The organism is Desulfomonile tiedjei DSM 6799, assembly GCF_000266945.1.
Classification (GTDB): Bacteria; Desulfobacterota; Desulfomonilia; order Desulfomonilales; family Desulfomonilaceae; genus Desulfomonile; species Desulfomonile tiedjei.
Window position 1 is genome coordinate 3,083,734 of record NC_018025.1, and the last position, 21,717, is coordinate 3,105,450.

Annotated in this window: 19 protein-coding genes; 8 read left to right on the plus strand and 11 right to left on the minus strand. The window is 50.6% G+C overall.

What is annotated here, in order from left to right:
• The first annotated feature begins 127 nt into the window (after positions 1 to 127).
• From DESTI_RS12925 to cobA, 5 genes are all read left to right on the plus strand, one after another.
• Entirely contained in the window at positions 128 to 808 is a 681-nt protein-coding gene (locus DESTI_RS12925; protein WP_014810416.1) for a precorrin-2 dehydrogenase/sirohydrochlorin ferrochelatase family protein, read from the plus strand.
• Between the two features lie 18 nt (positions 809 to 826).
• Positions 827 to 1,678, plus strand: a complete 852-nt coding sequence (gene ccsB, locus DESTI_RS12930; protein ID WP_014810417.1) for a c-type cytochrome biogenesis protein CcsB — start codon at positions 827 to 829, stop codon at positions 1,676 to 1,678.
• Positions 1,675 to 3,009, plus strand: a complete 1,335-nt coding sequence (gene hemA / locus DESTI_RS12935) for a glutamyl-tRNA reductase (protein WP_014810418.1) — start codon at positions 1,675 to 1,677, stop codon at positions 3,007 to 3,009. The genes ccsB and hemA overlap by 4 nt, the downstream gene beginning before the upstream one ends.
• On the plus strand, positions 2,975 to 3,931 hold the full coding sequence (gene hemC / locus DESTI_RS12940; RefSeq protein WP_014810419.1) for a hydroxymethylbilane synthase: 957 nt from the start codon (positions 2,975 to 2,977) through the stop codon (positions 3,929 to 3,931). Before hemA ends, hemC begins: the two co-directional genes overlap by 35 nt.
• Positions 3,932 to 4,174: 243 nt before the next feature.
• Positions 4,175 to 5,773, plus strand: a complete 1,599-nt coding sequence (gene cobA / locus DESTI_RS12945; RefSeq protein WP_014810420.1) for a uroporphyrinogen-III C-methyltransferase — start codon at positions 4,175 to 4,177, stop codon at positions 5,771 to 5,773.
• Positions 5,774 to 5,942: 169 nt separating this feature from the next.
• Here the strand turns inward: cobA and DESTI_RS12950 are convergent, their stop codons facing one another.
• The 6 genes from DESTI_RS12950 to DESTI_RS12975 form a co-directional block, all read right to left on the minus strand.
• The gene (locus tag DESTI_RS12950; protein WP_014808019.1) at positions 5,943 to 7,382 is read right to left on the minus strand and encodes an IS1182 family transposase; all 1,440 of its coding nucleotides are present in this window, start codon (positions 7,380 to 7,382) and stop codon (positions 5,943 to 5,945) included.
• Between the two features lie 316 nt (positions 7,383 to 7,698).
• Positions 7,699 to 8,865 carry a glycosyltransferase family 4 protein gene (locus tag DESTI_RS12955; protein WP_014810423.1) on the minus strand — a complete coding sequence of 389 codons (1,167 nt, stop codon included), beginning with the start codon at positions 8,863 to 8,865 and terminating at the stop codon, positions 7,699 to 7,701.
• A 135-nt stretch (positions 8,866 to 9,000) separates the two neighbouring features.
• Positions 9,001 to 9,795 carry a glycosyltransferase family 2 protein gene (locus DESTI_RS12960; protein ID WP_014810424.1) on the minus strand — a complete coding sequence of 265 codons (795 nt, stop codon included), beginning with the start codon at positions 9,793 to 9,795 and terminating at the stop codon, positions 9,001 to 9,003.
• A gap of 112 nt (positions 9,796 to 9,907) precedes the next feature.
• Positions 9,908 to 10,279 (minus strand): ATP-dependent Clp protease adaptor ClpS, encoded by a 372-nt coding sequence (locus tag DESTI_RS12965; RefSeq protein ID WP_014810425.1) that lies wholly within the window; start codon positions 10,277 to 10,279, stop codon positions 9,908 to 9,910.
• On the minus strand, positions 10,276 to 10,668 hold the full coding sequence (locus tag DESTI_RS12970; protein WP_014810426.1) for an OsmC family protein: 393 nt from the start codon (positions 10,666 to 10,668) through the stop codon (positions 10,276 to 10,278). The genes DESTI_RS12965 and DESTI_RS12970 overlap by 4 nt, the downstream gene beginning before the upstream one ends.
• A 29-nt stretch (positions 10,669 to 10,697) precedes the next feature.
• Positions 10,698 to 11,192 carry an ACT domain-containing protein gene (locus DESTI_RS12975; RefSeq protein ID WP_014810427.1) on the minus strand — a complete coding sequence of 165 codons (495 nt, stop codon included), beginning with the start codon at positions 11,190 to 11,192 and terminating at the stop codon, positions 10,698 to 10,700.
• Positions 11,193 to 11,476: 284 nt separating this feature from the next.
• On the opposite strand from DESTI_RS12975, the gene DESTI_RS12980 reads away from it, so the two are divergent.
• Genes DESTI_RS12980 through ubiE form a run of 3 tightly spaced genes read left to right on the plus strand, consistent with a single transcriptional unit; the run spans position 11,477 to position 14,792 of the window.
• On the plus strand, positions 11,477 to 12,739 hold the full coding sequence (locus DESTI_RS12980; protein WP_014810428.1) for a magnesium transporter MgtE N-terminal domain-containing protein: 1,263 nt from the start codon (positions 11,477 to 11,479) through the stop codon (positions 12,737 to 12,739).
• A gap of 22 nt (positions 12,740 to 12,761) precedes the next feature.
• Positions 12,762 to 14,042, plus strand: a complete 1,281-nt coding sequence (locus DESTI_RS12985) for an Nramp family divalent metal transporter (RefSeq protein ID WP_041286191.1) — start codon at positions 12,762 to 12,764, stop codon at positions 14,040 to 14,042.
• A 3-nt stretch (positions 14,043 to 14,045) separates the two neighbouring features.
• Positions 14,046 to 14,792, plus strand: coding sequence for a bifunctional demethylmenaquinone methyltransferase/2-methoxy-6-polyprenyl-1,4-benzoquinol methylase UbiE (gene ubiE, locus DESTI_RS12990; protein ID WP_014810430.1), 747 nt, complete (start codon positions 14,046 to 14,048; stop codon positions 14,790 to 14,792).
• 580 nt (positions 14,793 to 15,372) lie between these two features.
• On the opposite strand, the gene DESTI_RS12995 is transcribed toward ubiE, so the two are convergent.
• The 5 genes from DESTI_RS12995 to DESTI_RS13015 form a co-directional block, all read right to left on the minus strand.
• Positions 15,373 to 16,074, minus strand: a complete 702-nt coding sequence (locus DESTI_RS12995; protein ID WP_014810432.1) for a succinate dehydrogenase/fumarate reductase iron-sulfur subunit — start codon at positions 16,072 to 16,074, stop codon at positions 15,373 to 15,375.
• Between the two features lie 28 nt (positions 16,075 to 16,102).
• Complete coding sequence (gene sdhA, locus DESTI_RS13000; protein ID WP_014810433.1) at positions 16,103 to 17,824, minus strand: succinate dehydrogenase flavoprotein subunit; 1,722 nt, start codon at positions 17,822 to 17,824, stop codon at positions 16,103 to 16,105.
• A 76-nt stretch (positions 17,825 to 17,900) separates the two neighbouring features.
• A complete protein-coding gene (locus tag DESTI_RS13005) occupies positions 17,901 to 19,085 on the minus strand; it encodes a citrate/2-methylcitrate synthase (protein ID WP_014810434.1) in 1,185 nt (394 codons plus the stop codon).
• A gap of 100 nt (positions 19,086 to 19,185) precedes the next feature.
• Positions 19,186 to 19,689, minus strand: a complete 504-nt coding sequence (locus DESTI_RS13010; protein ID WP_014810435.1) for a rubrerythrin family protein — start codon at positions 19,687 to 19,689, stop codon at positions 19,186 to 19,188.
• Positions 19,690 to 19,856: 167 nt separating this feature from the next.
• Positions 19,857 to 21,590, minus strand: a complete 1,734-nt coding sequence (locus DESTI_RS13015) for an acyl-CoA carboxylase subunit beta (RefSeq protein ID WP_014810436.1) — start codon at positions 21,588 to 21,590, stop codon at positions 19,857 to 19,859.
• Between the last annotated feature and the right edge of the window lie 127 nt (positions 21,591 to 21,717).

Sequence of the window (21,717 nt, forward strand, 5' to 3'; positions counted from 1 at the left end):
TGTATAGCAACTGGGTACTGATGAGAAACAAAGATTGGCCCTTCGTGAAATGTTTCTCGGCAACACGAAGAATTGACCGCGAATGAGTGCTCGTGTACAATTGTATACTTTGTTCAGGAGGAGATATGTGAAGCCCTATCCCGTAATGATGAATCTCGAACAGCGAAAGGTCCTGGTGATTGGCGGTGGGCGAGTTGCCCGTCGTAAGGTGGGAAGTCTCTTGGACAGCGGCGCTTCAGTGGTCATCATATCTCCTGAACTGGACCTTGAGCTACGGAACCTTGCAGATAAAGCAGCGATAGAATGGGTCCGTGCAGAATTTGACGAATCGCTGATGGATGCCCATTCCGATGCTATCCTGGTATTCGGCACCACAGACAATCGCGAGGTAAACGTTCGAGTTTATAGGGCGTGTGTTGCGAGAAAAATTCCGTGTAATATAGCTGATGTGCCTGATCTGTGCACATTCATCGTGCCCGCGGTCATCACTCAGGGAGACCTGATGATTGCGGTGAGCACAGGAGGATCGTCCCCCGCGTTAGCGAGAAAAATCCGCGAAGACCTGGAGCAGCGTTTCGGGCCGGAATATGCGGAAATGACCAGAGTCATGGGGGAACTCAGAAAACTCATCCTTGCTGAAGGCAAGTCTTCGGACCAAAACAAACTTCTTTTTACTGAAATCGTGGATTCGGGAATTCTTGACGCGTTGAAAGAAAACGACCGCGATCGGGTGATCCAAATTCTTCGATCCATATTGCCGACTGACGTAAATCCTGAATCTGCAGTGAAGAATTCCCCGGAAAATTGATACGGGAAGGGTGATGTGATGGACCTGATTTTTTTCAAAATTGCCATCGTCCTCTATCTCGGTGCCTCACTGGGCTATTTGCTATTTCTTCTGCTCAGTTCCGATACCCGCGCACGAGTGGGTCTTTGGTTTGCGGTGGCTGGATTTGTATGTCATTCACTCTCGATTCTTCACAGGGCAATTTTTTCCGGTTTTTTCCCTTTGGCCACTCCCTTTGACGCACTTTCCTTTTTTGCCTGGATCATCGTCTTGTTGTTCCTGATTATGTATTACCGGGACCACAGTCCCATTTTCGGGTCAATAGGCGTTCCTCTGGCTCTGGTATTGATGCTTTTCGGCTCCACACTGTCTTACCAGATCAACGAACCCATTGTGCCGATCCTGAAAAGTTGGTGGCTGCCGATTCACGTTTTATTGGCACTTGCCGGAAATGGGATTTTTTCCATAGTAGCCATCGGCGGCCTCATGTACATTTTTCAGGAACGCTTGATAAAAACCAAGAAGATAGGGAGGATGCACAAACTGCTTCCTTCTTTGAATACCCTGGACACAATCAATCGGCACGGATTGCCCCTCGGCTTTTTCCTCCTTACTTTAGGAATAATTTCGGGAGCATTATGGGCTGGAAGTGTTTGGGGCTTTTATTGGAGCTGGGATCCGAAAGAGACCTGGAGCTTGATTACATGGTTTGCGTACGCCGCCATGGTGCACCTGAGGATTGCACTCGGTTGGAGAGGTAAGAAAGCCGCATTACTGGCAATCGCAGGCTTTGCGCTGGTCATGTTCACGTTTGTCGGGGTGAGCGCCCTTATTGGCGGACACCATGCTTTCGGGCCGGAAGCTTTCAGAATCAGGACCCGCGGGCTATGAGCATACTCGTCATAGGATTGAATCACGCTACCGCACCGGTTGAGATCCGGGAAAAAGTGACATTCCCCGGAGACTCCGAGGGCCATAGTACGCGCTTTTTCTCCGGTTTGGACGGTGTGGAAGAGGTCATGATTCTCTCCACCTGCAACAGGGCGGAGGTGTTCGTCGTTGCCGATGATGCGGAAGCCCGCAAAGAAGCGATTGTCCAGGGAATAGGGCAGGTTCACGGCATCGATCCCGAGCCTATCAGAGATTTTCTTTATATCAAGACCGAAGCCGAAGCTGTTCGGCACGTCTTCCGCGTAGCCTCCAGCCTGGATTCGATGGTTATCGGTGAGCCTCAGATTCTGGGCCAGGTAAAAGAGAGCTTTAGAAAAGCAACTAAGGTCAACGCTACAGGACCTATACTCAATCGATTGATGCACCGCTCTTTTTTCTCGGCCAAGCGAGTTCGAACGGAGACGGAGATCGGGTCTGCAGCAGTATCCGTTGCGTATGTGGCTGTGGAACTGGCCAGAAAAATTCTCGGAGAGTTGGCGGATAAGGCGGTTCTCCTTGTAGGCGCAGGAGAAATGGCCGAACTTGCCGCCCGGCATCTCATTGCGCAAGTAACGCGACCCATTGTCGTAGTGAATCGTACATTCGAAAATGCATGCTCCCTTGCCGTAGATTTACGAGGACTTGCATTACGTATGGAGAAACTGGAAGACGGGCTGATCGATGCGGATGTCGCGATCACTTCCACGGGAAGCTGCGAACCGCTTATTACGAAAGACCGCATGAATCGCGTCATGCGCAAGAGACGGTACCGTCCGATCTTTATCATAGATATCGCCATCCCCAGGGACGTAGAACCGCAGGTCAACGACATCGATGGAGTGTACCTTTACAATATCGATGACTTACAGGCAGTGGTCAGTGAAAACCTGGGAGAGCGAAAACAAGAGGCTCTCAAAGGTGAGAGAATCGTGGAAGAAGAGGTCGGCAAATTCATGAACTGGAAGAGTTCATTGGGCTGTACTCCCACCATTATCGCTCTTCGCGAGAAACTGGAGACGATCCGAACCGGCGAGCTCACGCGAATGAACGGAAAACTCTCGCGACTGAGCCCTGCCGAAAGAGAAATTGTAGAGCTGATATCCAAATCCATCATCAACAAGATTGCACACGATCCCATACTGTTCCTGAAGAAGGCGGGAGGCAGAACCAGGGAATCTTTTTACCTGGATACCGCCCAGAGAATGTTTGGGCTCGACGCGAATCGGCTTGAAGAACACCGTACGGAAGAATCATCCATTGAAGAAGAAATTGACGATAGGTACCAGGGGTAGTGCTCTCGCACTGTGGCAGGCCCGCTATGTTGCCTCGGTCATCGAGGAACGCGATCCGGCAATCCAGGTGGAACTGAAGATCATCAAGACCCGAGGAGACAAAATCCTCGATGCTCCGCTGGCACTAATCGGCGGAAAAGGATTATTCACAAAAGAGATAGAAGACGCTCTTCTCGAAAGATCTGTCGATCTTGCCGTGCATTCCATGAAGGATGTTCCTACCGAGCTACCGGACGGTTTGCGCATTGCTGCAGTCATGGAACGCGAGGATCCGCGGGATGTATTCATTTCCGCAAACGGACAAGATCTTGAGAAACTACCCCAGGGCTCTCGAATCGGAACTTCAAGCCTCAGAAGGAAAGCCTTCCTGTTAAACAGATTTCCCGGTTTGGACATCATCTCTATCCGGGGAAATGTGGATACCCGATTGAGAAAAATAGAGACCGAGCATCTCGCGGGAATAATTCTGGCTGCTGCCGGAGTGCTGCGGTTGGGATTCCAACAGAGGATAACTTCGTTCCTCGACACGGGATTCATGATTCCCGCAATCGGGCAGGGAGCACTGGCAATAGAAACCCGCATGAATGACCCGGAAGTGGAATCTGTCGTTCGCTCTCTGAATCACGCAGATACGGAACTGTGCGTGAGAATCGAACGAGCTTTCCTTCTCCGGATGGGAGGCGGGTGCCAGGTCCCCATGGCTGCTCATTGTACGAAAAAAGACGGAGCAGTTCACGTTAACGCGGCAGTTGTGCATCCTGATGGAAGTCCGCTGCTGAAGGAAACTTTTTCGGGAAAAGTCGAAAATGGAAGTATCGGGGTTGAACTCGCTGACACGCTCATTCAGAGAGGTGCAGACGCTATTCTCAAGACTGTCCTCTCGGATGATTGGGAGCCCGGACCAGCCATGGACATCGTTTAACAGCAAAAGAACAGCAGAGCAGGATTGACAAGTAACCATTCAGTTACGAGGTGTAGAGAAGATCTTCTCCTGTGATCATGATACCACTGACTTTCAAAATCCCCCCTAACCCCCCTTTATTAAGGGGGGATTGGCACGTGCTTTCTTCCCCCCCTTTATAAAGGGGGAAGGGGGATTTTTCCCACGCATAACTGAATGGAAACATTGACAATAAGAGTATCTGCTTCTCTGCAGGATGAAGAAATGATTGAGAACAAAGACAAACGAACCCCGGGAACAGTGTATTTGGTGGGCGCAGGCCCCGGCGATCCCGGCCTGATCACGGTGAAGGGACTTGAAAAGATACGATCTGCGGATGTACTCGTGTATGACTATCTGGCTGGGGCTGCGATTATTGCTGAAGCCAAACCGGAAGCGGAACTGCTCTATGTAGGGAAAAAAGGGAAAAACCACACCCTCGAACAGGTGGATATTAACGAACTTCTGATAAAAAAGTCCCGAGAAGGCAAGACCGTCGTTCGCCTGAAAGGCGGAGACCCTTATGTATTTGGCAGGGGCGGTGAAGAAGCGGAAGAACTCTTCGCTGCGGGAATTCCTTTCGAAGTTGTCCCTGGAGTGACTTCAGCAGTTGCAGCTCCCGCATATGCAGGCATTCCGGTTACTCACCGGGATCACGCCTCCATGGTGACGTTCATAACCGGACATGAAAACCCTGAAAAAGAGGAATCCGCAATAGACTGGGATGTGCTGGCCAGAAATCCGGGAACCCTGGTTTTTCTCATGGGAGTCAAGAATCTGCCGAATATCTCCGAATCCCTCATCAGCTACGGCAAGGCTCCGACCACTCCGGCAGCTCTTATTCGGTGGGGAACCTTGCCGGAACAGGTCTCGCTCATTTCGACGCTGTCAGAGATTCCCCGGGAAGCGGAGCGCCGAGGAATCCAAGCTCCCGCGGTCCTTGTCGTAGGTACCTCTGTGACCTTGCATGATACCTTGGGCTGGTTCGAAAAGAAGCCGCTTTTCGGAAAACGCATTCTCGTTACCCGCGGCAGCGAACAATCACGCAAAATGGTGCAGGCAATTTCCACATGCGGTGGGGAAGCGGTGCTTTTTCCCACAATAAAGTTCGTTCCACCAACAGATTACGAACCGCTGGATTCTGCAATCAAGAACATTTCCGCATATGATTGGATCGTCTTTACCTCCGTTAATGGTGTGGAGAAATTCTTCCAGCGTTTTTTCGAAATCTCGGACGATATCCGCACATTGGCAGGACCAAGGATCGGGGCAATCGGGCCGGTTACAGCGGAATCCATACGGAAGCATCGGCTGAGAGTGGATCTCTTGGCAAAAGAGTTCATCGCCGAAGGTGTCCTGGACATGCTTCCCGAAGGAGAGGTTCGAGGAAAGCGTTTCTTGATTCCCAGGGCAGAAAAAGCGAGGGAAGCGCTACCAGACGGTCTCAGAAATATGGGCGGCCTTGTGGACGTGGTTACTGTGTACAGGACTGTTTTGCCCGAAGACACTGATGTTGCCCGCATCAAGTCAATGTTTGCAGACAAGAAAGTGCACGCGGCAACTTTCACGTCGTCATCCACAGTGAGCCATTTCATTGAGATGATGGGAAGCGAAGATTTAAGCACGCTCTTGAACGGTACCCTGATCGCCTCCATAGGACCGATAACCTCGGCAACACTTACGGAAAAGGGCCTGCCGGTTCACGTGGAAGCGAAAGAATACACCATTCCCGGCCTCGTAAGCGCCCTCGTGGAATTTTATCAAAGCGATAGGCAAAAGTTACATGCGGAATGCGATGAATGCCCCGAAGGGGCAGCCCAATGATAGCCGTGGGTGTCAGAAAGCGTCTCAAAACCTGCGCACTGCGGCGAATCACGCAAGCCGGACGGGAGGACCTGCTTCTGGGAAAAAAGCAGTCCCGTCAAGTGAAGATCAGGCGAGGTTCGATCCGAGTGTACTGTCCGTTATAAGGTCATGGTCTCCCTCCGGCTGCTTACGTGAATGCCACCTCGCCGGATACCCAATGGTGGTAGAGCTTCCTGAGATTTATGGTCGTGCAAATAAGGTCCCACTGGGCCTTTACGTTGTCGATTCCGGCCACGGTCCATCGCCGAAAGCTTAATGCGCTCTTGATCCAGGCAAACGGTGGCTCGATAATCTTCTTTCGAGTCTTCAGGCGCTCTTTGTTCTCTGGTTTTTCCCTCTTGCTGCGGTGTCGTTCTAGGGCCGCCTCGTAAACGCTGAGGTCTATGAGGCGTCCGTTCTTGCTCTTGGAGCATTTCCAGCGATTGGGACACGTTAGAAAATCCTTGCAGTGATACCTGCGAACCTCATTGTGGTTCTTGCCGTTAATTTTCCGCTGATGAAAAGGCAACAAGCGCCCTTCAGGGCATATGAAGCAATCACGCTCCTGATCAAAGACGAACCGGGATCGGTGATAGAGATCCTCATCCGCACCTCTCTCGGAAACAATTTCCCCTGACGATTTCCCGATAAGAATGCCGTATTCTCGCTCATGGGCCAGACCTATCTGCCCTGAGGAAAAATATCCCCCGTCCGCCACATTTTCCTCTGCCACAGCGCCCAGATTCTCTTTCACCTTGTCGAGCATGGGGACCAATTGCCCGTTGTCGGCCCCATCCGTGACCACATCTGCGGCCACGATAAGGCCGCTCTTTTGGTCGGCAACCGCCTGAGCGTTGTACGACAAGTCTTTGGTCCGGCGATTCTTCATAAAGCGAGCTTCCGGTTCCGAAGGGTGAACTGACTTCTTGTCCGATTCATCCAACTCCTTCAGAGCCTCTTGTATCCGCTGTTTCCGTTTCAATCCGTCTTGCATGGACTGCGGAAGGCGATACTCACCGGTCTCTTCCCGCTCGGCTCTCTCTATCTCAGTCATCGCATCGGCAATCGTGCGGTCCAATCTCTCCGAAACACTTTCCAGAAACCTCTCCAGGTGCTCACGACCCCGAGCCTTGTCGTTGGATGAGACGGCTTGGATCTTGGTCCCGTCCACGGCATGAAGAGCTAGACCGATCAGATCGGCCTTCAGAGCAACACGAATCGACTGTCTGAACAGATGCCTCAATGATTTCTTGTTCGCCTTGAAGAATCGCCATAAGGAATTATGATCCGGAGCATTCATCCCCGTCAGCCAAATCAGCCCCATATTCTCAAGGCAACCCTTCTCAAGCTTACGGGTACTCCTGATCCGATTGAAGTATCCGAAAAGCCACACCTTCAACAGAAGATCTGGCGCATACGGAGGACGTCCTGTATCGCTGTCGGGAACCTCGATTCCCAACTCGGACAGATCCAAGGAATCCACGAAATCTCGGATAAAGCGCGCCGGGTGATCCTTAGCCACCCAGTCTTCCACTGACGGCGGAAACATCAAGATCTGTTCGTAATCGGCCCGGATCTGTTTGCCCATGACAGCCTCGTGGTTGTTGAATTCCTCTCCTTTCTAGTACATCTCTTGGCAAATCGCGAGCCCAAAATGGAGTTTTGAGACAGTTTCGTCAACCCACGGAAACGATGTATCAAGATCTCGTTATTGCCGACCCTGGAAGGGTCTTCCCAATTATGTTCATGGAATTGTTGCGTTCTTGGGCGACCCCGCTAGGGTCGTCTGCCAAGGATTGTGGCATGCTGTTCCACGGGTTGCACCCGTGGCTACTGTTCCCGCCCCTCCGGGGCTTGAGCCCCTTCTTCCCCCCGATCACTGAATGCATACTGGACAAATCCTTTCAATCCTTTGTGGCTGCCTCGCGGAATATTTCCAGCATTTTTCGGTGGTTCTCGGCCAATGAATAATTTGCCGCAGTATTCCTCGCCGCGGCCGAAGCAGCACGTAAATTCCCAGAATCTAAGAAAAACTCCATAGCATCCGCCAATTCTTTCACATCGCCGGCCTTTTGCAGGACAGCACCGTCAACCCCATCGGTAATTATACCGGCTGCACCGTTCCAAACCGTTGTGATCGCAGGTAGTCCTGAAGCCATTGCCTCGAACACGACGAGAGAGCATGCATCGTAAAACGTGGGTAAGACAAACACGTCGCACGCGTCGTAAAAGGCTTCCGGCTCTTTGGTGGGGCCGGGGAATCTCACCGCTTCGACCAGCCCGAGTCTTTCAACAAGACGCGTAAGCGCAGGTGTCGGCTGGTTGCCTGCTATGACGAGTCCGAATTTTCCCGGACCGATGTTCCGCTGCAGCAATCCTGCGGATTCGATGAGATAGCGCACTCCTTTTTTCCGGAAATCGTATGCCATGAAAAGGAAAAGAATTTCCTCGTCGCCAAAGCCCAATTTTCTTCTGAATTCCGATCTGCCCGGAAAATTCGCCGATCCGAAACGATTGAGGTCGATTCCATTGTACACGAGCCGAATATCCGAAGGATCCATGTGGAAATAGGACGCAATGTCGTCTCGCACCATGTGGGAAATGGCAACGATCGTGGGCCGCGGATTCAATCTGAATGGCGCGGATTCGATCCAGGCTCGGGCATGATACTTGGGACTGAGAAGAGCAGTCGCATGCTTCAGAAACCGTACAAGAGGACTTTCAATTGCCAGAAGCTTTCTTTTCGTGGTTAAAGCGTGAACTCCACCGTGGCTCTGGTATACATTCATGGTGATGGTGTTTCCGAACCCGAGAATTACGTCAAAATTCTCCGAAGACACCATGCTTTTATGGCGAAGTGCGAAATCGATTATCCGCACAGACGGGGGCACCCATTTGGGCAATCTCCTGATTTCGTGAAATATTGCCGTCTTCGGTGCGCCGTCCCAGGAATGGCCGTACAGGTGAACTTCCCATCCCGCGCGGACCAGGGTTTCCGCAAGCTGAACCGCATAGGATTCCGCTCCGCCGCCGTACCGGCTGAAATTCTCGATTGCGAGCGCTGCTTTCATGTCTGACTGAGCCGTGGATAGAAAAGGAAAGAAAAAATCATTTCTTGATATGCCTTGAATCCTTGTTATACCGATCCGCTATCAAAGAAGGAAGATTCGGGGAAACCCTTCTTGTAAGAAGTGTTTCCCCGAATCTTACTCCTTTGAATGTGCATTAGTATCAGGCAAGCTTTTCTCCCAGGCTTTGGCATGTTTGAGAAACACGTAAAACGAACTGTTGACAGCGATAATAAACCCGGGAATTCCATCGAGAATGCCGAGTTTCCAGATGGCACATTCGAGAAACTTTCCTGCCGCGTGGAACAGTCCGAACAGAATATGGATCGGTCCTGCAGGTCTCCTGTGATCCGCGTGGACAGTGGAAAACCGATTTATGGTGTCGATCTGATCGCTGATATCTCTGTACACATAATGGAGAATGGGACACTGTAACTTATTGATAATACCGGAAACTTCCAGTTTCTCGTGAAGTCCGTCTCCGGTCCATGTTCCGAATCCTTTCTGTACAAGCCGAATCTTGCGGTCCGGATACCATCCTCCGTGCCGTATCCAGCGATTGAGATATCGACTCAAACGAGGTAATGAGAATCCGTGAACCTCATGGCCACACGATCGGATTGCTGCCGTAATCTCATTGGCACTTTCAGGAGAAATGGCCTCATCTGCATCGAGCGATAATACCCATTGACCTGAGGCTGAATCCATAGCGAACTGCTTCTGGGCAGCGTAGCCCATCCAATCCTGGTGAATGACTCGAGCCCCCAAAGACCGACACAATTCCACAGTTTCGTCGGTACTGCCGGAATCCACGACGAGTACTTCATCGGCAAATTTGACGCTGTCGAGGAGCGCACGGATACGATCCGCTTCGTTCTTTGCGATAACGGCAACGCTGAGCAATGGCTGTTGTGAATCCGGGGATTGCGTCATGGCAGGGGATCATAAGGAGAGGATGCGTTCATGTCAATGCGTTCCGAGCACAACACACGAGTTAACATAATATATCTTATCGGACATAGCGGGCAGGTGGTACGGCCTGGCATCAGTGTTTCCGAGGATCTATCGGGTTGACCTGAACCTCTATGCCGATAACCCGAATGATCCGGGCCAATTCTTCTGCATCTTCTTTGTGTGCATGAGCTACGACACAGGACCCAAGGTGATCCACTTCCCAGGCTATGGAGAATGCCTGTTCCTCGGTTACTCCCAATGCGATCATGGTGATGTCCATGACCTCACGGTACGTGTTGTGATCGTTGTCGATTATCCGGATCTCGAACAGTTCTTCATCAGGAGTCTGCGAATCGCGGGGATTCCGAGTTTTTGTGACCGGATCGAAGCCGCGTTTTGTATAACAATGAATGACCGGAGAATTCGGGTTCTCAGCCACAAAATGTTCAAAGATGTTGTTCATTCCACTTTCAAGGTGGTATCCGGCTGTATTTTGAGGGTTTTTGTTACCGCGCATCCTTGAGCGATGGCTGTGAAAGCTCTGATGTTTTCGTCCAACTGGTCGGCAGCATTGCGGATCGTTACGTCGATCTTGGAGATCCTTTCAGGTCTTTCCTCGTATTCCCATTGGACTTCCGCCTCAAGTCCCTTCAATTCGATGTCATGGCGTCTTGACGCCCAGACCACCCCGGTGAGCATCTCGCATGAAGCCACCGCAGCGGCAAAGAGTTCCGACGGATTCGGTCCCGAGTTTTCTCCTCCAAATTCTTCCTTGAGGTCAACGATGAAACTCCAGTTATCGGTGATTACCTCTACTTTGCGCGGACCGGTTTGCTTGAGCAGGAGCTTCATGATCCGAACCGTTCCTTCCTAAGAATGCTTCAAATCGTATTGTTCGGGAAAAGTTCCAGCGCTTTTTGCAGGTCTGACACCTTGAATATGAACAATGCCGATTTGCTGTCCGCAAACCCTGATCCATACGTGTAGGAAATGTTTATGCCGGCATCCCCGAAGGCCTTGGAAATACGGCAGAGGATTCCGGGTTTGTTTTCCAGCACCAAGCCGATTACATCGCGCATTTTTACCTGATACCCTTCTTTATTCAGCATTTCTACAGCCTTTTCCGGATTATCGGTTATCAGGCGGATCATGGAATATTTGGCAGACTCTTTCAGGATTGCTTCATAATAATCTCTGGGAGCGACTCTTCTCCCGGTTTGTCCGCGTACTTCATAGAGAGCCAGCAAGTACTCGTTGGCATCTTGGATGCTCATGGCCTCTATGTTGATATGCTCATCCTTGAGTATCCCGGTGAACTTTGCCAGTTCTCCGGGAGCGTCTGCAAGCATTACTTCCAATTGCTTTCTAATAGACATGACAAACTCCGGTTTCGCTGTAGGATGAACACCAATTATGCCTCAAAAACAAAAAGCCTCAATAGAAATTTGTGCTTCTTGGCGATTTGCATAGATTTGCAAGCTTTTACAGCCAAATGAACGAAAGATGATCCAACTTGTCCTTTCCATATGGGCGAAATGGGCCTATACTTCGTTCACGGCTTAGATCCCTGCGGAGCGGCTCTGAGAATCATAGGCCCTGCCCAGAGTAATCGCCCTCTCGATCCAAAACCTTTCACTCTCGTCGTAACCGGAGGTCCTTTTTGGAAGCCCCACGCCTGGAGCACACCTATTTGAGCAATCTGCTGAATCAGCGGGTGACTTCTGCGGACGGCAAAATCCTGGGGAAAGTTCAGGATCTGGTTATTGATGCGGATCTTCCACAGCCCGAAGTGAAAATGTTGGTCTTCAGGTACGGTTGGGACCGGAAATTTTTCTCTGTGCCCTGGGAATCCGTCGCCAACATCCAGGAATACGGAATAACTCTCAAGAGCGATGCGATTCCCGAGTCTCCGCAGTTACAGCCATTGCCCGAATCTCATATTCATCTGAAAGACTTTCTCCTCGACAAACAGATCGTTGATGTTCACGGCGCAAAAGTCGAACGGGTAAACGACCTTCAATTCTTCATATCCGACGGCCGATTGTTCCTTCTTGCAGTGGATGTAGGATTACGCGGTCTTTTGCGACGACTCGGATTTGAAGACGCGGTATTGCGTTTCTTCCTCTGGTTTTTTGATTACAATCTGAAAGAAAAATTTATCGCGTGGAATTACGTTCAGCCACTCTCAGATCCGGATCGACTCAGACTTGAGGTGCCTCAAAGCAAGCTTGCAGACCTGCATCCCGCGGATCTGGCAGACATTATCGAAGATATGGATGTCCATGAACGTGCAGCGTTCGTCGAGTCTCTTGACGAAGAAGTTGTCGCTGATGTGATGGAAGAAATGGACCCCAAGGTCCAGGTATCCATTATCCGGGGCCTTGGGCCGGAGAAAGCCGCTGACATTCTGGAGGAAATGTCCCCTGATGAAGCTGCCGACTTGATAGCCGACCTGCCCCAGGAGACTGCTGATGACATTTTCGAGGAAATGGACGATGCGTACGAGGAACAGGTCAAAGATCTTCTTTCCCACGAGGAGGATGAGGCCGGCGGTCTCATGACCACACAATTTCTCGCATTGCCCCCGGACAAGACCATTGTCGATGCTCTTGCGCATATACGTCTGCACGCGGATGAGGTAGATGTCATCTATTACTTGTACGTGGTTGACGCGGAATCCAGATTATTGGGCGTCACCAATTTGAGAGAACTGCTGTCTTATGAAATTTTCACTCCTCTCGAGAGGATTATGACAACGCGGCTCATTACCGCGAAAATCGATGCCGAAGCCGAAGACCTGGCAGACCTGTTCGCAAAGTACGGTTTTCGTGCTGTTCCCGTTGTAGACGATGACAACCACATCAAAGGGGTTATCAGATTCAAGACCCTTTTGGAAATACTAGCCCCGCATTTGGGAAAGTGATCTGGAGCGCATTGTGTCAACCATGCAAGACAATGCGGTTTCTCGGTCTTTCGGAAGTCTCCTCCGGAGTCGACTCGTATCGTTATGGGGAATTCTCATTCTTATGGGGCCCGGCATCATAACGTCCAATGTGGATAACGATGCGGGTGGCATCACGACATACTCTCTGGCAGGCGCCGAATTCGGCCTGAGTCTTCTCTGGTCATTTATCCCTATCACCCTGGTGTTGATTGTGGTGCAGGAAATGGGTGCGCGAATGGGCGTTGTATCGGGTAAGGGCCTGTCCGATCTCATTCGCGAGCGGTTTGGTGTCAAGATTACGTTTTATCTCATGATTTTGCTTGTCATCACCAATCTCGGAAATACTCTGGCTGAATTTGCAGGAATTGCAGCGTCTCTGGAGATTTTCGGAATGTCTCGTTATCTCACGATTCCGCTCAGCATTCTGTTTCTCATGTGGCTTCCGGTAAAAGGCACGTATAGATCGGTGGAAAAAATCTTTCTCACCGCGTGTGTATTTTATATTGCATATGTAATTACCGGTTTTCTCGTGCAACCCGATTGGGCGGAAGTCATTCACTCCACTGCCGCACCAACATTGAGAACCGATACCGCTTTCCTGGTGATGCTCGTCGGACTCGTGGGTACGACCATCGCTCCCTGGATGCAGTTTTACTTGCAGGCATCGGTAGTAGATAAAGGTCTCAGTGCAAAGGACCTGAAAGCAGTTCGCATCGACGTAGTCGTTGGGTCGGTGCTCGTAAGCGTGGTTGCTTTCTTTATTGTCCTTGCCTGTGCCTCGACCCTCTATAAAGCGGGCATCAAGGTGGATTCCGCGGAGCAAGCTGCTCTTGCGCTGAAGCCGCTGGCAGGGGAATACTGTACATGGTTGTTCGCTTTCGGCTTATTCAATGCTTCCATGTTTGCCGCTGCTATTCTGCCGCTTTCCACTGCATACACGGTGTGTGAAGCCTTCGGCTGGGAATCCAGCCTGGATAAGAAATTTTCCGAAGCACCTCAGTTCTATGGTCTGTATTGTTTCATCATATTCTTTTCAGGCCTTTTCATCCTCATTCCAAGTCTCCCGCTGATTTCCATCATGTTTGTTTCCCAGGTTATAAACGGACTGGTTTTGCCAGTTGTTCTCGTGTTCATGCTGTTACTCATCAACGATCCGGCAGTAATGCGCAAGAGCACCAACAGTACCCTCATGAACATCATTTGCTGGGCTTCGACCATAGGACTTGCAGCACTGAGCGGTTTCACCGTGTGGTCCGGTCTGATTGCTCTGCTAGGATTTTAATGCATGAAATATTCAGGACCTGATCCTCAAAGACGTCACGATTCTCTGATTTCCGCGGATGAAGGCCTCTCGATGTTCAACGAGATCGCCGGTTTCTATGACCGCACCAATAAAATTCTCTCATTGGGACTGGACGGATACTGGAGAAGAGTCGCAGTGAGGACTCTCGATCCGCAACCCGGTCGTGTGTACCTGGATGTGGGGTGTGGCACCGGAGACGTTTCGCTGGCCATCGCAACACATTCCCACGCGATGGGCCGGGTGATCGGCATAGATCCTTCCGAAGGAATGCTGCGCAGAGGAATCGAAAAGGTTGCTCGGAAAGGATTGCAGGAAAGCATTTCCATGCTGCGGGGAGATGTGCTGAACCTGCAATTTCCCGACGCCTCATTTGACGGTGCCATAGCAGCCTTTTGCATACGAAACGTAACGGATCGCAAAAGAGCGCTTTCCGAGATACATCGAGTGCTTCGGCCGGGTGGATTGTTCGTAATCCTGGAGTTGATCGAGCCTGACGGACCGCTGATGAAGCCGCTGTTCAGATTGTATTCCAAAGTGGTGATGCCGATTATTACCGGATTGATGTCTTCGATTCCTGCGTACCGCTACTTGAGTGATTCAATGGCGGAATTTCCCAGACCTGGAGTCTGGGCACAATTGATGTCCGATGCAGGCTTTTCTGAAACCGGTTCAAGACCTCTGACCGGCGGGATTGCAAGAATTTTTACCGGAAAGGTTCCGATCGCCTGAGATCCGAAATAGGCATTTGTTCGTTGGAATTATTTGTTCTAGGCGGTATCCGCCACCGTAGAGTCAACAACAGCGCCAACAGAATAATCCTTTGTCTATATGTATCCATTCAGCTATTCGTGGGAAAAATCCCCCCTTCCCCCCTTTATAAAGGGGGGTTAAGGGCATAGGCGTCAAAATAAGGATGTCCAAGCTCAACCTTCCTGGTGGGGAGCGGCACTCTGCCCGCATGGGGATGGAAAACCTGCACGAGCAGCATGGGAATCCACCATTCAGCAACGAACTCTACGCTTGTCATTGCGAGGAGCGGAGCGACGTGGCAATCGCCTGACGCCCCTCCCAGAATAGAAGAAGTTGCTTCGGGTTGCTCGCATGAGAGCATCAACGTCCACGAACGATGCGGTTCGCTTCGCTCACCAGCATCCTACGTAAGTCTTCATGAGCCGGCGTCATGCAACAAAGGCTGATCAACCGCGAGCTTATTCTAACGCTTATGGAGGTTAGGGGATTTACAATGTTAGAGAGATCGTGATCGCAGGAAAAGATTCTCTCTACCCCGTTTGACTGAACGGTTACTTGTCTATGATGATTTCGTTTTCTGAATTTCTCCCTTGATTATATTGATGGATTTGGTGACCGGGATTTCCTTGGGACAAACCCGAGTGCATTCGAAGTAGTTGACGCATCCCCAAACTCCATCGGGATAATCCAACTGCTTTAACCGTTGCTCATATTCCAGATCCCTCGAATCGAAGATACGACGAAACGCTTGGACCAGTGCGGCAGGACCGAGATACTGCTCGTTCTCGTTCGACACGGGACAAGCCCCCACACAACACGCGCACAAAATACATCGGATAACTTCATCAACTTTCTTCCGATCTTCAGGAGTCTGTAGCCGCTCTTTCTCGGGTACGTCACCCGCGATGATGAAAGGCCGCACCCATGCCACTCTGTCAAAGAACACTGTCAGATCGACTATGAGATCCTTCAAAACCGGAAACGTGGGTAATGGCTCGATCAACACTTCCGATTCAGCGTAGTCTTTCACCAATTTTTGACAGGCAAGAGCACATCTGCCGTTAATCTTCATGGCGTCAGATCCGCATACACCGTGAGCACAGGACATCCTGTACGACAGCGTTCCATCCTGTTCCCATTTGATTCTATTCAAGCAATCAAGGAGCCGCTCCCAGGGCTCTGCTTCTACCGTGTAATCTTGGAAATACGGTTCCGCATCCTTTTGGGGATCGAACCTGAATATCTTGAATTTCATCTGCATTGGGGAATCCTCGGCAACATAACGAATTTTAATAGACCCTGGCTTTAGGCTGAAAACGGGTAATCGTCACCGGCTTGAACGAGATCTCCGGTCGGCCGTCTTTCTTCTGAACTAAGGTGTGTTTGAGCCAGTTCTTGTCATCCCGATCCGGGTAGTCTTCCCGAAAATGGGAACCGCGGCTCTCGGTTCTGGTCAGAGCGGAAACTACCGTGACTTCGGCCAGTCCCAGAAGACATCCCAGTTCCACAGCTTCCGTCAAATCCGTATTGAAAAGTTTCCCTCGATCATCGATGGAAACCTGAGAGTATCGTTCCCTGAGCTGCTGCAATTCATCGAGTGCTTGGCGTAATCCCTGCTCATGACGAAATACCGAACATTCGAGAGACATAACTTGCTGCACCAATTCTCGAATTTTGACGGCCTTTTCCCCGTTTGCCCGGTTCAGTATACTGTCGATTTTCGCGCGACTGTTGTCCGTTGCATCTTTCATGAGTGTCGACCGGTCCAGTTGTCGAACGTCCTTGCTTATAGCCTGCCCTGCCCGCCTGCCAAAAACCACGAGATCCAGCAGTGAGTTACATCCGAGCCGATTCGCTCCATGCACGGAAATGCACGCACATTCACCTGCTGCATAGAGGCCGGAAATAGGGTTGTTCTCTGCATCGAGAACTCGTCCGTCCAGATCCGTGGGAATTCCCCCCATCATGTAATGGCACGTAGGAGCTACGGGAAGAGGCTCAGTCGCCACGTCCACTCCCACATAGATTTTGGCAAACGATGAAATGTCCGAGAGTTTTTGCTGCAGAAGATCCTTGCCCAGATGAGTTAAATCCAGATGCACGAAATCTCGACCGTCAATTCCGCGATCGTTCCGAATCTCCGTGACAATTGCTCTGGAAACGACATCTCTTGCTGCAAGGTCTTTTATCGTCGGTGCATACTCCTCCATGAATCGCGCGCCATAACGATTTCGCAGCACCCCGCCTTCGCCTCTTGCAGCCTCGCTGATGAGGACCCCGAGTCCATAGATTCCCGTTGGATGGAATTGCACGAATTCCATATCTTCCAACGGAATGCCTGCTTCATATGCGAGATACACTCCGTCGCCGGTGTTTGCGAAACAGTTGGAACTCGTCTTGTAGAGCTTTCCGTATCCGCCGGTAGCAAGCAGAATGGCCTGTGCATGAAAAACGTGCAATTCTCCGGTGGCCAGTTCATAGGCTGTCAGGCCGACTGCCCTTCCCTTTTCCATCAGTAATTCAATTATATGGAATTCCGAATACGTCTTTACACGCCGCCTGAAAGCTTCCGAATACAGTGTATCCAGGATAACGCGGCCTGTTCTATCTGCCGCATAACATGCTCTTTTGACTGGACCTTCTCCGAAATTCCTGGTGTGACCTCCGAACGCACGCTGCGCGATGCGGCCGTCAGGAGTACGGCTGAAAGGCACTCCTATGTGCTCCAGCTCGTAAATGGCCCTGACAGAATCCAGAGCGAGTACTTCTGCTGCATCCTGATCCGTCAGGTAATCACCGCCTTTCACGGTGTCATACATATGCCATTCCCAGGAATCAGGCTCCTCGTTGCCGAGAACGGCTACTATTCCACCCTGTGCGGCTCCGGAATGCGACCTTGTTGGATACACTTTGGTTATGACCGCTACATCGGCATGTTCTCCGATTTCAAGAGCTGCACGAAGACCTGCAAGACCGGAACCGACGATTATCACATCGTGTTTAAAAATCATGTTTCCTTCCGAGTAGTTAGAGCAATGCGTATCAGTATGTTCTCGATGAATGCAGGAAAACAGACTACAGACGTTTCTATCTTCTGGAGTCCACAGGTTCGTATACGCACCCCATGAGTCCACAGTACTGCCCCACGTATTCGGCTTGAGGTCTGTACAGCATGGGTTTATCTTGAGCCTCTGCGAATTTCTCCTCGATTATATGGCTGCACCAACCGGCAATACGGGATATGGCAAATATCGGAGTGAAAAGATCCCGGGGAATACCCATCATGTGATACACGGGTGCGCTGAAGAAATCCACGTTCGGTCTGATTTCACTTTTCCCGCGTCTATCGAACTCCCGGACTGCCACTCGTTCCACTGTCTTGGAGAGGTAATCCCATTTTTCCTGGCCCGTTTTTTTGCCGAGTCGGGTAGCCATCTCTTTCAGGTAAACTGCCCTGGGATCTATTGTTTTGTACACGGCATGCCCCATGCCCATGATGCGATTGCCGTGATCGATCTGATCTTTAACCCATTGTTCGACGTCCGGCACGTCAGCGAGCTCAAGAAGCATGCCCATGACGCGAGTATTCGCGCCTCCATGCAGACTTCCTGAAAGTGCGCCGATTCCGGCAGTTACCGCGGCATACATATGGGCGCGAGTAGAAGCAACTTCTCGGCATGCAAATGTGGACGCATTGAAGGTGTGATCCGCATGCAGCACAAGGCAGACATCGAGGTCCTTCGCTATTTCGGGATCTGGCTTTTCACCTTTGAGTTGCCAGAGAAAATTCTCCGCGTGCGCGAGATTGGTGTCAGGTGGCAGCGGTTCCAGGCCGTTTCTAATCCTGTTCCAGGCAGCAGCGACAGCGGGCATGCGTGCAATCAGGCGAATCGCCATGTTCACGTTGGCATTCCTACCTGCACCCTGCAAGTCGGGATCGTCTGGGGCCAACATGGGCACCGAGGCTTGTAGGACGTCCATGGGATCGGCGGTTTTGGGCATTGCTTTTAATGCAGTAATAACGTGCTGCGGTAATTCTCGGCCGGCCTTCACTTTCTCTTCAAATCGGCTCAACTCTTCTTTGGAAGGCAAATTCCCTTCCAGCAGCAGATACGCTACTTCCAAAAAGGTCGACCTTTCCGCGAGTTCCTCGATTCTATAGCCTCGATAGATGAGAACTCCCTTTTGGCCGTCGATAAAGCTGATTTTTGTATCGGCTACCGCAACCCCCCTCAGGCCGATATTCTTTACGGATACTATTTCTGCTGACATGCTCCCCTCGTATGACGGTCTCGGATGGCCTTGACCCAATGATGCATTATTTACAGCAAACCACGGCGTGGTTCGATTGTACCGGTCATCATGATATATTCTAGCCTACTCTGAAGAACAAGTCCCGTTTCGCTCCACATACAGGACACTTTTCAGGAGCAATTTCTTTCGAAGTATAACCACACCGATCACACACATAATAGTACACTTCAGGAACGTTTTGACCTGATTCGAGCAATTGGATGGCTTCCTGATACAAAGTTCCATGCACTTTTTCCACTTCATTGGCCCAGTGAAACGATCCACTCGCTTTACCGAATTTCTGTTGCTTCGATTGAGCAAGGAATTTGGGATACATTTGGGTGAATTCGTAATGCTCTCCATCGTATGCAGCCTTGAGGTTTTCGATTGTAGATTTAATTTCCTGGAGCACGGATAGATGATTGCGAGCATGAACAGTCTCGGCAGCCGCAGCAGCCCTGAACAAATTTGCTACCCCTTTTTGTCCCTCCTGTTCTGCTTGGCGCGCGAATGCCAGATATTTGCAGGATGCTTGCGACTCCCCCAAAAACGCGTCCTTTACGTTTTGTTTAGTATCGTTCATGGCTCTCCTTCGCGAGTACTATTTCTCTACCTGTAATTCAATACACTAAGAGCAAACTAAATTATGAACAATATATTATCACGGAGAATCGATAACGGCAATTGGCGGGAAGAATAGCTGCGGGACCTGCATTCGGCTAAAGCGGGTCCCGCAACAGAAACACAGGGTTATCCTTTAATGATTCTGGGAAGCATCATCTGATGGTGAGGACAGATTGAATCGGGATTCTGATAGGCGCCGCCAATGAATGATGTCATGTACTTACGCATCAGCGTAAATGGAATCACCTCATCCACGAATCCCCTCTTGGCGCAATATATCGGTCTTGAATTCTCGTAATACTGCCGTGCAAGTTCATTCATTTTGTCGATGACAGGTTGCAGAGGTCTTCCTGCATCTTTTTCTTTGACCAGACGGCGTGCAAACGATGCGGCCGACGCTGTTTCACCATGCATGACGTAAATCTCGGAGGTGGGAGTTCCCAAAGAAAACGTGCAGTGATTGTTTGCGGTAGGTCCGCCCATGATGTAATGAGCGGCAGCCGTTCCTTTCCGAAGCACGACGAGAAGCATCGGCACATTGGTCTGTTCTATGGAATAGATGAGGGACTGTCCGAGACCCAAGAGTTCCGCCTTCTCGGCAATGTCTCCCACATCGATTCCGGAAGTATCCTGGAACCATACGATAGGAACCCGGTCTCTGCCGCACAATGTCACGAACTCATTCATCTTGATGAGACCCTGCCTGTACAGCTTACCACCTATTCCCGGATAGGGGGCGTACTCAGGATAGTCATTTCCCAGGAAACCCTGTTTATTCGCGATGATTCCGGCAAGAAATCCATCCAGCTTGACCAGACCGGTGTATACTTCCGGGCCGTACTTCGGTTTGAATTCCATGTGTTCGCTGTTATCGGAAAGGCGAGCCAGGATATCCTCAAAGCTGTAGACCATTTTCTGGTTCATAGGAATGATGTTATTGAGATCTTCCTGATCGAACTTCGGCTCAGCCGGTGCAGCCACCCTGAAAAATTTCGGATCGAATGCAGGCACACCCTTCATGTATTCCTTGATTGTGTCGAGAACGGCTTCTTCGGTCTCGAAAACGGCCCGGAAGAATCCCGTAGCATCATAATGAACGGAAACGCTCCCGGGAGGGACTTCCCTGAAGTGGCGCGTGGCTTCGATAAGCTGCTCTGCCCCTTCTTCATCGAAGTACCCCTTGGGGCTCATTCCGCTCACGATTCCTCCCCCACCGACTGCGATGTTGCAGTCTTTATGAGCAAGGAGAATAGTGGGACTGATTCCGTGATACCCTCCGCCTGCAGGGTTCGTTCCGTAGATTCCCGCTATAACCGGAATTCCCAGTTTCTCGAGTTCCGCGTGACGGAAGAATGTCGTGCCGCCTCCTCTGCGATCGGGATACACTTCCTCCTGTTCCGTGAGTTTCACGCCCGAGCAGTTAACTAACCATACGAGTGGCAGCCTTAGTCTTTTTGCGATATCGGTTACGCGCAAGACGTTTTCCGATTGTCCGGCAATCCAGGCCCCTGCCATCACTTTGTTGTCGAATCCGATAATCACGGCCCACTTGCCGCTGATCTTTCCGAGACCGTCTACAACGTTGGTAGTTCCTTCTTCATTATTTGCAGGATTGAAGATGGAATGAAGAGGACACCAGGTTCCGGGGTCCACCAGGTATTCCAGTCTTTGCCAAATCGTGAGCTGTCCTCTCTGATTGATCTTCTCGGTCGGCAGCCCGGCTGACTTGACTTTCTCAATCTCTTTTTGCAGTTCTTCTTCAATTTTCTTGATTTGCGCGACGTTTTCTTCAGTCTGCTTTTTCTTGGAAGCGCTCAGCGGTTTGCCTATTTCGGCCATTTTCTCGAAGTACGGTCTCATAAACCCTTTCCTCCCTCAGCCCTCTTTAAATCGTGGAATTCTTTCAGACAAAGTAGAATATCAAGTTGATATATTGTTTTCAATGCAAGAATGCTCGACGGAGCGTTAGATAATTCGGTAACCCGAC